Here is an 11,868-nt window from a genome sequence, read left to right on the forward strand (position 1 = left end):
GGTGACTTACCAACTTAGCAAGGTACCCCATGTCCCGTCTGACGCTGCACACTCTCGATACCGCTCCGGCCGATAGCCGTCCCTTCGTGGAAAAGGCCATCGCCAACAATGGCTTCCTGCCCAACCTGATCGGCGTGCTGGCCAATGCCCCGCTGGCCCTGGAAACCTATCTGACCGTCTCCGGCATCAATGGACGCGCCAGCCTGAGCCTGATGGAACGCGAAGTGGTGCAAATCACGGCAGCGCGCATCCATGGCTGCGATTTCTGCATCGCCGGCCATAGTGCCATCTCGCTGAAAAAAGCGGGCCAGACACCGGACACGGTGCGCGCCCTGCAGCACGGCCAGCCGACGGGCGACATCAAACTGGACGCCGTCGCCGCCTTCGCCACGGCCGTCATCGCCACGCGCGGCGCCGTCGCCGACAGCGAATATCAAGCCTTCCTGGCCGCCGGCTACGACGAACAGCAGGCGCTGGAAGTCGTGCTGGGCATCAGCCTGGCCACCCTGTGCAATTTCTCCAACAGCCTGGCCGGCACGCCCGTCAATCCGCAGTTGACGCCCTACCTGCCTGGCGCCGTCTGACATGGGCCGCCTCAATCACTGGCTGCACATGCATGCCGACCAGCTTGACCAATCATCGGAACTGGCTGAAACCGTTTTGCCGGCCCTCGCTGGCGACCAGCTGCTGGCCATCGGCGTGCCGCAGGCACATGGCGGCGCTGGCGGCGACGTACGCGACGCCATCGACGCCATCGCCAAAGTGGCCGAGCAATCGGTGACGGCAGCTTTTGTTTTCTGGGGCCAGCGCTGCTTCATCGAATTCCTGCTGCAAAGCGAGAACCGCGCGTTGGCCGAGCGCCGCTTGCCAGGCCTGCTGGCAGGCACGCAAGCGGGCGCCAGCGGTTTGTCGAACGCCATGAAATTCTTGTCCGGCATCGAGCAGCTGCAGATCACGGGCGCGCGCCATGATGACGGCCTGCTGGTCGACGGCGGCCTGGCCTGGGTGACGAACTTGCGCAAGGCGGGCTTTGTCGCGGCGGCCGCCGTGGCGCCGAACGACGGCGCGCCCCCCGTCATCGTCGCCTTCGACAGCGGCACGGCAGGCGTCAAGCGCAACGAAGACCTGGACCTGATCGCCCTGCGCGGCAGCAATACGGCTTCCGTCAAGCTGGCGCAGGTGCACATTCCCGCCGCGGACATCATCAGCGACAATGCGCCAGCCTGGCTGCCGCAGGTGCGCCCATCGTTCCTCGGCATGCAGTGCGGCCTGTCGATCGGCCTGGCGCGCGCCAGCCTGGCAAAAGCGGCGCAGATTTCCGCCGGCTCGCGCAACCAGCTCACGCCCCGCATCGAAGCGCTGCAAGCCACCCTGGAAAACGCCGTCGCTACGCTGCTGGCCGGCGTGCATGATGGCCGCTTCCAGACGCAGGCGCCAGCCATGTTCCGCCTGCGCATACAACTGGCCGACGTGCTGCAGCAGGCGCTGATGCTGGAACTGCAAGCCATGGGCGGGCGCGCCTACCTGAACGCCGAGCAGCAGGGCTTTGCCCGCCGCTGGCGCGAATCGTCGTTCATCCCCATCGTCACTCCCAGCCTGACGCAATTGCAGGCGGCCTTGCAGCTGTTCGACAGCCAGCAGGCTGCCAAGGCGGCGGGAGCCCCGGCATGACGGCAGCGGAAGCGCAAGACTGGGCGCTGCAGGCGCAGGACCTGAGCTACGCCTATCCCGGCACAGCGCCTGTGTTCCAGCACGTCTCGCTGGGCGTGCGCAAGCGTGAAATCGTCTGCCTGCTGGGCGGCAGCGGCTGCGGTAAATCGAGCCTGCTGCGCGTGCTGGCCGGCTTGCAGCCGCCATCGACGGGCGAGATCCAGTTCCTCGATGCGCCCATGCGCGAACCGGATCCGCGCAGCGCCCTCGTCTTCCAGCAGGCGAGCCTCTTGCCCTGGCTGAATGTCACGGGCAACGCCGGTTTTGGCCTGGACTTCAAGCACCAGCCGCAGCTAACGCGCGAGGCGCACCAGGCGCGCGTGGCGCAAGCCATCGAAGCGGTCGGCTTGAAGGGCCGCGAAAAACTGTACCCGTCCGCCCTGTCGGGCGGCATGGCGCAGCGCGTGGCGCTGGCCCGTGCGCTGGCGCGCGAACCGGAACTGCTGTTTGCCGATGAACCGTTTTCCGCGCTCGACGCCATCACGCGCGCCGAGATGCAGTCGCTGCTGGTCGACGTGGTGCACCGCTGGCACACGGCCGTGCTGCTCGTCACGCACGATATCGATGAAGCGATCCTCGTGGCCGACCGCATCTTGCTCATGGGCGGCAAGCCGGGCAACATCGTGCGCGAATGGCCCGTCGCCATCGCCCAGCCGCGCATCGGCCACAGCGCCGACGTGATCGCCCTCAAGATGGACATCCTCGACGCCCTGCAGGCGCTTCAAAAGCATGATCAAACGCCCGCCTTTGCTCCCCATTAATCGACCGGAACATTCCCATGACATTCGAAGACCAAAACAAACCCCTGCACATCTGCGCCTCGTCCGATTGCGATTGCGGCCTGACGCGGCGCGACTTCCTGCGCATGTCGGCCCTGGCCACGGCCAGCGTCGCCTCGCCGCTGCTGTTCGCCGGCGACGCCATGGCCCAGCAAGGTCCGAAAGGCGACGACCAACCCGTGAAGATCGGCTACCTGCCGATTACCGACGCCACCCCGCTGCTCGTCGCGCACGCCCGCAAGCTGTTCGAGGCCGAGGGCTTGCAGGCGGAAACGCCGCGCCTGTTCCGCAGCTGGGCGCAGATCATCGAAGCCTTCGTCGCCGGCCAGGTCAACGTCATCCACCTGCTGTCGCCGGCCACCCTGTGGGTGCGCTACGGCGCCAAGTTCCCCGCGAAAGTCGTCGCATGGAACCACGTCAACGGTTCCGCGCTGACGGTGGCCAACGAGATCAACAAGGTCTCCGACCTGGGCGGCCGCACGGTCGCCATCCCATTCTGGTACTCGATCCACAACATCCTGTTGCAGCAAATCCTGAGCGCCAATGGCTTGACCCCGGTCACGCGCGCGCGCAACGCAGCCATCAAATCGAATGAGGTCAATCTGATCGTGCTGGCGCCGGCCGAAATGGTCTCCGCGCTGGCCAGCAAGTCGATTGCCGGCTACATCGTGGCCGAGCCGTTCAATGCGGCGGCGGAAAACGCCGGCATCGGCAAGATCCTGCGCTTCTCGGGCGACGTGTGGAAAAACCATGCATGCTGCGTCACGTTCCTGTCCGAACGCGACATCAACACGCGTCCCGAATGGGCGCAAAAGGTCACCAACGCCATCGTCAAGGCGCAGCTGTGGACGCGATCGAACCAGGTCGACACGGCCAAGCTGCTGTCGAACGTGGGCGAGCACCGCTACACGCCGCATCCGCTGCAAGTGCTGACGAAGGTGCTGGCCACCACCGATTACGCCAGCTATGAAAAACAGGGTCTGATCGTGCACAAGAACTGGCAGCAGCGCCGCATCGACTTCCAGCCATATCCGTTCGCCTCGTACACGGAAGAGCTGGTGCGCGCCATCGGCCGCACCAAGGTCGAAGGCGATACGCGCTTCCTGGCCAACCTCGATCCGAAGTTCGCCGCGCGCGACCTGGTCGATGACCGCTTCGTGCGCAAGGCCATCACGGCAGTCGGCGGCCCGGCCGCCTTCGGCTTGCCGGCCAACCTGCTGCGCAGCGAAACCGTGGCGGTCTGACGATGGCAAGCAAGTTGTTCACGAAGTTCGGCCTGCCCCTGGTGGGGCTGGCCTGTGCCTTGCTGCTGTGGTCCATGGGCGTGACGGCGCTGGAGAAATCCACGCCGATCGCCACCGCCTTCGCGCCCTTGCCCACGGCGCTGGCGTTCCAGGAGATGGTGGGCGGTTCGGATATCTGGCTGCACGTGGTACTGAGCCTGCAAAGGGTAGCCGTGGGCCTGGGACTGGCCATCGTCATCGGCGTGCCGCTGGGCGTGCTGGTGGCCATGTCGAAGAGCTTTTCCGGCGCGGCCATGCCGCTGTTCCAGCTGCTGCGCATGATTTCGCCGTTATCGTGGATGCCGATTGCCGTGATGGTGCTCGGTGTCGGTGACGCGCCCGTGTACTTCCTGCTGGCGTTTGCGGCCGTCTGGCCGATCCTGCTCAATACGGCGGCCGGCGTGGCGCGGCTCGATCCGAACTGGCTGCTGCTGGCCCGCAGCCTGTCGGCCACGCGCAGCGAGATCGTCTTCAAGGTGATTTTGCCGGGCATTACGGCCGATATCCTGACGGGCGTGCGCCTGGCCATCGGCATCATCTGGATCGTGCTGGTACCGGCGGAAATGCTGGGCGTGTCGGCGGGCCTCGGCTACTTCATCCTCGACACGCGCGACCGGCTCGCGTATTCGGAGCTGATGGCCGCCATCGTGCTGATCGGCATACTCGGTTTCATCCTCGACTACCTGGCCCGCGCCGCGCATGCGCGCTGGCTGCACGTGAAGAACTAAGCCGCCTGGTCCAGCGGCAGCGTGGCGGCGATAGTCGCCTGCGTTGCCGCTGCCAGTTCACGGCGGTGCGCGTCGAGCGTCGCCACTGGCGCCAGACAGGTCAGGCGCGCCGTGATGGGCGGGCCGCTCAGAATCGCCACCATGCTTTGCGCAAAGCTCATGTCGCCGATGAAGTCGACGGCGTGATGCAAGGCTCCCTTGTCATCAACATACACGAGCGCGAACGGCTGCACCGGCACTTGCGCGTCGATGGCCGCCTCGAACAGGTTGGCGTGAAACGGCAGTATCTGTCCTTGCGCGGCGGTCGTGCCTTCGGGGAAGAACGCAATGCGCTCGCCCGCCGTCAATTTATCCACCAGGCCCTGGAAAATCAAACGCAGGTCGCGCTTGCTGCCGCGCGAAATGAAGATGGTGCCGGCACGCCCCGCCAGCCAGCCCAGGATCGGCCAGGCGCGGATTTCCGCCTTGGCGACGAAACGGCAGGGGTGGACGGCATTGATGACGAAGATATCGAGCCACGAAACGTGGTTCGCCACCACCATCGCATGGTCGAGTGCCGGCACGCTGTCTGCCGGCTGCGCCACGTGCACGCCGCAGATGTCGAGCAGTTGCGTCGACCAGCGGCGGATCCGCCGGTTGCGCCCCTCCAGGTCCAGCCAGGGAAAGAGCACGGCGCTCTTGGCCATGCCGCAGCCCAGGTGAATGGCGATGCGCGCGAGGCGGTAGGTAAGCAGAAGTTTCAAATCACACCAACAAATAAACCAGAACCGAAATCCGGGAGCAGACAAGGGATGCCGGGGCAGCGCGCCCCGGTCCATGGATCTGATTTTTTAACGCTGAAACGCCACCTGTCCGGCAACGATGGTCGCCTTGACGATGCCGCTCAGCTCATAGCCGAGGAAAGGCGTGTGCTTGCCCTGGCTGGCCAGCGACGCCGACGACACGGTCCAGCGCGCGGCGGGATCGAAGACGCAGATGTCGGCCGCTTCGCCCACGGCCAGGCTGCCGGCCGGGATGCCGGCGACACGGGCCGCGTCGGCCGTGACCTTGGCCACGGCGCGCGCCAGCGGACGGGCGCCCGCTTGCGGCTGCGCCAGCGCATAGTCGTCGGCCCATTTCAGGGCCAGCGACAGCAGCAGCTCGAGCCCCGTGGCACCGGGCGACGCTTCGCCGAACGGCAGCAGTTTTTCATCGTCATCGACAGGCGTATGGTCCGAGCACATGGCGTCGACCGTGCCGTCAAACAGGCCGGCGCGGATCGCATCGCGGTCGCGCTGGCTGCGGAACGGCGGCGTGACGCGCGCATTCGGGTCGAAGAAGCCGATATCGGCGTCCGTCAGGTGCACATGGTGCACGCCCACGTCGCAGGTGACGGGCAAGCCTTCGGCCTTGGCCGCACGGATCAGTTCCAGGCCGGCCGCCGACGAGATGCGGCACAGGTGCACGCGCGCGCGGCTGGCGCGCATCAATTCGAAAATCGTGTGCAGGGCGATGGTTTCGGACATCACGGGCACGCCGGACAGCCCCAGGCGCGACGCCAGCGGGCCGCTGTGGGCGATGCCGCCGCGGCCGATATGCGGGTCCTGCGGACGCAGCCAGACGGTGTAGCCGAAGGTATTCGCGTACTGCATGGCGCGCAGCAGCACGGTGGTGTCTTCGATCGGCTCTTCCGCTTGCGCGAAGCCGATGCAGCCCGCTTCCGTCAGTTCCGCCATTTCCGTCAGCGACTTGCCCTTCAAGCCCATGGTCAGCGCGCCCAGCGGGTGCACGTGCGCCTTGTTCTGCGTCTTGGCGCGGTATTTCAGCATTTCCACCAGGCCCGGCTCGTCCAGCACGGGGTCGGTGTCGGGCGGGCATACCAGGCTCGTGACGCCGCCTTGGAGAGCCGCCTGCAATTCCGATTCCAGGGTCGCCTTGTATTCGTAACCCGGCTCGCGCAGGCGCGCGGACAGGTCGACCAGGCCGGGGGAAACCACCAGGCCGGCCGCGTCAAACGTGGTGTCGGCCTTGAAACCGGCCGGGGCGCTGCCCACGGCCAGCACCTTGCCGTCGGCGATAAACAGGTCTTGCAAGCCATCGATGCCGTTGGCAGGGTCGATCAGGTGGCCGTTCTTGATATGTAGTGTCGTCATGCTCGCTTACTCGTCCTTGGGCTATCAGCCCTGATTACCAGCCAAAATACTCATCACCGCCATGCGCACGGCGATACCGAAGGTCACCTGCGGCAGGATCACCGCCTGCGGACCGTCGGCCACGGCCGAATCGATTTCCACGCCGCGGTTCATCGGGCCCGGATGCATGACGATGGCGTCCGGTTTCGCCAGCGCCAGGCGCTCGGGCGTCAAGCCATAGCTCTTGAAGTATTCCTGTGCCGATGGCAGCAGCGCGCCGCTCATGCGTTCATTTTGCAGGCGCAGCATGATGATCACGTCGACGCCCTTGAGGCCTTCATCCATGTTGGTGAAGGTGCGCACGCCCATCTGTTCCAGGCCGCCCGGCAGCAGGGTGTGCGGGCCGATGGCGCGCACTTCCGGCACGCCCAGCGTGGTCAGCGCGTGGATGTCGGAACGGGCCACGCGGCTGTGCAGGATGTCGCCTACGATGGCCACCGTCAGATTCGTGAAATCCTTCTTGTAGTGGCGGATCGTGTACATGTCGAGCAAGCCCTGGGTCGGGTGCGCATGGCGTCCGTCGCCCGCGTTGACGACGTGGACGTGCGGCTGCTTGGTGTCGATCAGGTGCTTGGCGATCAGGTAGGGCGCGCCCGATTGCGCATGGCGCACGACGAACATGTCGGCATGCATGGCCGACAGGTTGTCGATAGTGTCGAGCAGGGACTCGCCCTTGCTGGCCGACGACGCCTGGATGTTCAGGTTGATGACGTCGGCCGACAGGCGCTTCGAGGCGATCTCGAAGGTGGTGCGGGTGCGCGTGGAGTTTTCAAAGAACAGATTGAAAACGCTCTTGCCGCGCATCAGCGGCACCTTTTTCACATCGCGGTCGGAAATACCGACGAACGAGGAAGCGGTATCGAGAATGTGGTTGACGATAGACTTCGGCAAGCCTTCGATCGTCAGCAGATGTTGCAGTTCGCCGTGTTTATTCAGTTGCGGATTAAGCATGGTGGGTATCTATGGTGAGCGTGAATTTTCCATCGTCGGCTTGCTTCAGGACCAGGGCCTGGCCCGGCGGCACGGCTGTGAAGGCGGCCACGAAATCGGCGGCCACCGGCAACTGGCGCTCGCCGCGGTCGACCAGCGCGGCCAGCATGATCTTCGCCGGGCGGCCGTAGTCGAACAATTCGTTGATGGCCGCGCGCGTGGTGCGGCCCGTGTACAGCACGTCGTCGACCAGCAGGATGGTGGCGCCGGCCACGTCAAAACTGATCTGCGTCGGCTTGACGTCCGCATGCAGGCCCTTCTGCGCAAAGTCGTCGCGGTAGAACGAGACATCGAGCACACCCAGGCGGTCGAGCAGGTTCAGGTCGCGCGCCAGGCGTTCGGCCAGCCAGGCACCGCCCGAATGGATGCCGACGATGGCCACGTTGGGGATGCCCGCCAGGCCGCTCTGCACTTGCTGCAGCAAGACCGCGTACAGGGCCTCGGCGTCGAGTTGGGAAGGATTCGTAGGATGCGGCATAGAGTTCTTGATCATTCAGGGAGGAAGTCTAGGGTCAGATTAATAATTCGCGTCGAAATACTGTTGCAGGATGATGGCGGCGGCGCGGTCGTCGATCACTTCACCGCGCTTGGCGGCGATGACGGCCGAGGAGTAACGCTCATCGACCAGTTCCACCGGCAGGTTGAAGCGGCCATGCACCTGGTTGGCGAAACGGCGGCAGCGCGCGCTCATCTCGTGTTCCGTGCCATCGGGATGGCTGGGCAAGCCCACCACGATGCGGCTGGCGCCCCACTCCTTGATCAGGCTATCGATGGCGGCAAACTTCGGCTCGTTCGCCGTGGCCGTGATCACGCTGAGCGGCTTGGCCTGGCAAATCATGGTATTGCCGATGGCCACGCCGATGCGCTTCAAGCCGAAATCGAAGGCGAGGATGGTGTCGATGGCGTCACTCGTCACAGCATTTTTCCATAATAAAGATCAACATAGGTGGTGCCAGAAACCGTAGCGAGCAAGCTCAATGTCGGGTTGAGTAGCGGAGCTGTACGAAGGTACAGCGAGCAACGGATGCCCGAAAGTGGGCTGCGCAGTAGGTTTATGGCATCCACCTCATGCGTGTCCGGCCTCGCTCGCCAGCATGAGCGGATCGATACCGAGCAACTTGATGGCCGCCACGTAGCGCTGCTCGATGGGGAAGTCGAACAGGATGTCGGCCGAGGCGCCTACCGTCAGCCAGCCGTTGCGGCCGATCTCGTCTTCCAGCTGGCCCGGGCTCCAGCCCGAATAGCCGATCGAGACCAGCATGCGCTCGGGGCCATCGCCCTTGGCGACGGCTTCGAGCACGTCGATCGACGTGGTAAACGCCACTTCATCGGTCACCGTCAGCGACGAGGAATAGCGCGCGCCCGGCGTGTGCAGCACGAAGCCGCGGTCGTCCTGCACGGGGCCGCCGAACATGATCGGTTCGTTGATGATGGGCGTGTCGCTGCCGGCCGCCAGTTTCAGGTCGATGCGGTCGAACAGCACTTCCATGGTCATGTCGGTGGGCTTGTTGATGACGACGCCCAGCACGCCGTTTTCATTATGTTCACACACGTACACGACCGTGCCGCCGAAGATCGGATCTTGCATGGCCGGCATCGCAATCAGGAAATGGTTGGCCAGATTCAGGGTGGAGGAACCGGTCGCGGCCGGCTCTCCCACACCCTGCATCAGACGATGTCCTGGTAGAGTCTGGTCGATTTTACTCTTTTTCATACGCGATGCTCTCTCTGTGGGCTTGCTGGCAAGTCTCGCTTACCCCGCTATCGTACGCCTGGCACATCCTGCCGCGAATGCTGGGCGGCGGGAACCGTATTGCCAGGCGCTATTCTTGTTATGTTATAAATTAGTTATCAATTTGCTGTACCATGCGGCGACATCCTGCACGCTCAGTGACTTGCTTGATAGGAAACGTCGCTTTCCCTGCAAGCGCATTTCAATGCCAATTGTAAAATTGATTGCAAAATCGCTGTCGCACATAAAGCACCATGAACATACCCGGTAGTTTACACTGAATTGCCGCCGCAGCGACGCCAAAGGCACGACGCGAGCGGCCATAAAGCCCTGTTGGCGGCAAAAAATCGCCTATCTTTGACCCTGAACACGCGAAATAATGACAATCAAGACTTCCCTGGTGTGGTTCCGGCGCGATCTGCGCGCGTTTGACCATGCTGCACTGCATCACGCCCTGCGCCAGAGCCAGGCCGTGCATTGCGTCTTCGTGTACGACACCGCCATCCTGGCAGCGCTGCCGCGCCGCGACCGGCGGGTCGACTTCATCCATGCCAGCGTGGCCGAGCTCGCCAGCGAGCTGCGCCAGCTGGGCGGCGACCTGATCGTGCTGCACGCGGACGCGGCCGAGACCATCCCGCGCCTGGCCGCCGAGTTGAACGCCGACGCCGTTTTTGCCAACCACGACTACGAGCCGCAAGCGATCGCGCGCGATGCCGGCGTGGCCGCCGCGCTCACGCGCGACGCGCGCCTGTGGTTCAGTTTCAAGGACCAGGTCATCTTTGAAAAGGACGAGGTGCTGACGCTCTCGGCCAAGCCGTATACCGTCTACACGCCGTACAAGAATGCCTGGCTGAAGAAAATGCGCGCCGAACCCGCCTGTCTGGCGCCGTTCGATATCGAGCCGCATGCGGCCAGCCTGGCGCCGCCGCGCGCCGGCACGCCGGCGCCCCTGCCCACCCTGGGCGAACTGGGTTTCGAGGCCAGCAACCTGGCCGAACTGGCCATCCCCACCGGCATGGCGGGCGCCAGTCAACTGTTCGAGGATTTCCTGCCGCGCGTGGCCCGCTATGACGTGGCGCGCGATTTTCCCGCCCTGAAGGGGCCATCCTACCTGTCCATGCATCTGCGCTTCGGCACCGTGTCGCTGCGCTATCTGGTGCGCACCGTGGTCGACCTGATGGACCGCGGCGGTGGCAGCGATGGCGCGCCCGTGTGGCTGGCGGAACTGATCTGGCGCGATTTCTATGCCATGATTTTGTACCAGAACCCGCACGTGGAAGGCGGCGCCTTCAAACCCGCCTACGACGCCATCGCCTGGGAAACGGGCCCCGAGGCCGATGCCTTGTTTGCCGCCTGGTGCGAGGGGCGCACCGGCTATCCGCTGGTGGATGCGGCGATGGCGCAGCTGAACCAGACGGGCTACATGCACAACCGCCTGCGCATGGTCACGGCCTGCTTTCTGATCAAGGATCTGGGCATCGACTGGCGCCGCGGCGAAGCGTATTTCGCGCTGCACCTGAATGACTTCGACCTGGCCTCGAACAACGGCGGCTGGCAATGGGCCTCGTCGTCCGGCTGCGATGCGCAGCCCTACTTCCGCATCTTCAACCCCGTCACGCAGTCGGAAAAATTCGATGCCAGCGGGCGCTTCATCCGCCGCTACCTGCCGCAGCTGAAGGCGCTGGGCGACAAGGAAATCCACGCCCCCTGGCTGGTGCCGCGCATGCTGCTCGAGCAAAAAAACATCATGCTGGGGCGCGATTATCCGGAACCGCTGGTGCAGCACGACGAGGCGCGCAAGGAGACCCTGGAGCGTTATGAAGTGGTCAAAGTGGTCAAGTAGGACCACCGGCTTCCTGTGCGGTGAACGGCGTCCACACCGACCGCCAGGCGCCGTGCGGAAGTTTCGCCTGCATGGAAAGGGATAGTCCGCCCGTCCCCAGCTTGTCGCCGGACTGCCATTGCGCATTGTCAAGGCTCAGTGCCCGCGCCCTTCCCATATCCACATTGATCATTTCGCGCGTGTCATAGCCGACTTCCAATATGGGGTGCAGCACCCTCCCCATGCCTGACAAATACAGGGTATCGACATGGACAGCGGGTTTGTCAAAACGTTCGTACTGCCTCGTCGCGGCGGATTTGAACCCCTTGCCCATGGCGATGCCGATGGTGGCCGGACCATCGCACCCCAGCAGCGCGGCGAGTGCCCAATAGTCATGATCGGCAATGACCAGCCTTGCCAGGCAGCGTACTATCCATGCCGGCTCATCGGCCCTGAACGCATTCCAGTAGGGCTTCAGCGAGTTCTGCAGATAGCCCACTTCATGCAACGCCCCGACGAGGTTGATTTGCCTGTCGATGGAGTCGATATCCTGCAACAGATGGGCGGCGGCCGCGGCGACCGCATGCTCACCTTTGGTCATGGCTTTGTCTTCGAGTTTTTTCAGTTTGGCGTGAAGGCTCATTGTTTTCCTG

General features: G+C 64.2%; 13 protein-coding genes. 6 read left to right on the forward strand and 7 right to left on the reverse strand.

Annotated elements, in window-relative coordinates; all coding sequences use genetic code 11:
* Nucleotides 1–29: 29 nt before the first annotated feature.
* Genes CSQ91_RS16835 through CSQ91_RS16855 form a run of 5 tightly spaced genes read left to right on the forward strand, consistent with a single transcriptional unit; the run spans nucleotide 30 to nucleotide 4,500 of the window.
* Nucleotides 30–584, forward strand: a complete 555-nt coding sequence (locus CSQ91_RS16835) for a carboxymuconolactone decarboxylase family protein (protein ID WP_070281539.1) — start codon at nucleotides 30–32, stop codon at nucleotides 582–584.
* A gap of 1 nt (nucleotide 585) precedes the next feature.
* The gene (locus tag CSQ91_RS16840; protein WP_099389019.1) at nucleotides 586–1,671 is read left to right on the forward strand and encodes an acyl-CoA dehydrogenase family protein; all 1,086 of its coding nucleotides are present in this window, start codon (nucleotides 586–588) and stop codon (nucleotides 1,669–1,671) included.
* The gene (locus tag CSQ91_RS16845) at nucleotides 1,668–2,471 is read left to right on the forward strand and encodes an ABC transporter ATP-binding protein (RefSeq protein WP_099389020.1); all 804 of its coding nucleotides are present in this window, start codon (nucleotides 1,668–1,670) and stop codon (nucleotides 2,469–2,471) included. Before CSQ91_RS16840 ends, CSQ91_RS16845 begins: the two co-directional genes overlap by 4 nt.
* 17 nt (nucleotides 2,472–2,488) lie before the next feature.
* A complete protein-coding gene (locus CSQ91_RS16850; RefSeq protein WP_070255916.1) occupies nucleotides 2,489–3,733 on the forward strand; it encodes an ABC transporter substrate-binding protein in 1,245 nt (414 codons plus the stop codon).
* A 2-nt stretch (nucleotides 3,734–3,735) separates the two neighbouring features.
* Nucleotides 3,736–4,500: an ABC transporter permease gene (locus CSQ91_RS16855; RefSeq protein WP_034780216.1), complete on the forward strand. Its 765-nt coding sequence runs from the start codon at nucleotides 3,736–3,738 to the stop codon at nucleotides 4,498–4,500.
* Here the strand turns inward: CSQ91_RS16855 and CSQ91_RS16860 are convergent.
* From CSQ91_RS16860 to CSQ91_RS16885, 6 genes are all read right to left on the reverse strand, one after another.
* Nucleotides 4,497–5,243: a lysophospholipid acyltransferase family protein gene (locus CSQ91_RS16860; RefSeq protein WP_099389021.1), complete on the reverse strand. Its 747-nt coding sequence runs from the start codon at nucleotides 5,241–5,243 to the stop codon at nucleotides 4,497–4,499. The genes CSQ91_RS16855 and CSQ91_RS16860 overlap by 4 nt on opposite strands.
* An 87-nt stretch (nucleotides 5,244–5,330) precedes the next feature.
* Complete coding sequence (locus tag CSQ91_RS16865) at nucleotides 5,331–6,632, reverse strand: dihydroorotase (RefSeq protein ID WP_070255919.1); 1,302 nt, start codon at nucleotides 6,630–6,632, stop codon at nucleotides 5,331–5,333.
* A gap of 24 nt (nucleotides 6,633–6,656) precedes the next feature.
* A complete protein-coding gene (locus tag CSQ91_RS16870; RefSeq protein WP_034746695.1) occupies nucleotides 6,657–7,622 on the reverse strand; it encodes an aspartate carbamoyltransferase catalytic subunit in 966 nt (321 codons plus the stop codon).
* The gene (pyrR, locus tag CSQ91_RS16875; RefSeq protein ID WP_034780225.1) at nucleotides 7,615–8,139 is read right to left on the reverse strand and encodes a bifunctional pyr operon transcriptional regulator/uracil phosphoribosyltransferase PyrR; all 525 of its coding nucleotides are present in this window, start codon (nucleotides 8,137–8,139) and stop codon (nucleotides 7,615–7,617) included. Before pyrR ends, CSQ91_RS16870 begins: the two co-directional genes overlap by 8 nt.
* Nucleotides 8,140–8,178: 39 nt before the next feature.
* Entirely contained in the window at nucleotides 8,179–8,562 is a 384-nt protein-coding gene (ruvX, locus tag CSQ91_RS16880) for a Holliday junction resolvase RuvX (RefSeq protein ID WP_034747830.1), read from the reverse strand.
* 165 nt (nucleotides 8,563–8,727) lie between these two features.
* Nucleotides 8,728–9,330, reverse strand: a complete 603-nt coding sequence (locus CSQ91_RS16885) for a YqgE/AlgH family protein (protein ID WP_034746689.1) — start codon at nucleotides 9,328–9,330, stop codon at nucleotides 8,728–8,730.
* A gap of 442 nt (nucleotides 9,331–9,772) precedes the next feature.
* Here CSQ91_RS16885 and CSQ91_RS16890 point away from each other — a divergent pair, with 442 nt between their 5' ends.
* A complete protein-coding gene (locus tag CSQ91_RS16890; protein WP_099389022.1) occupies nucleotides 9,773–11,236 on the forward strand; it encodes a cryptochrome/photolyase family protein in 1,464 nt (487 codons plus the stop codon).
* On the opposite strand, the gene CSQ91_RS16895 is transcribed toward CSQ91_RS16890, so the two are convergent.
* Complete coding sequence (locus tag CSQ91_RS16895) at nucleotides 11,229–11,858, reverse strand: hypothetical protein (protein ID WP_099389023.1); 630 nt, start codon at nucleotides 11,856–11,858, stop codon at nucleotides 11,229–11,231. The genes CSQ91_RS16890 and CSQ91_RS16895 overlap by 8 nt on opposite strands.
* Between the last annotated feature and the right edge of the window lie 10 nt (nucleotides 11,859–11,868).

The organism is Janthinobacterium sp. BJB301 (assembly GCF_002735685.1).
Taxonomy (GTDB): Bacteria; Pseudomonadota; Gammaproteobacteria; order Burkholderiales; family Burkholderiaceae_D; genus Janthinobacterium; species Janthinobacterium lividum.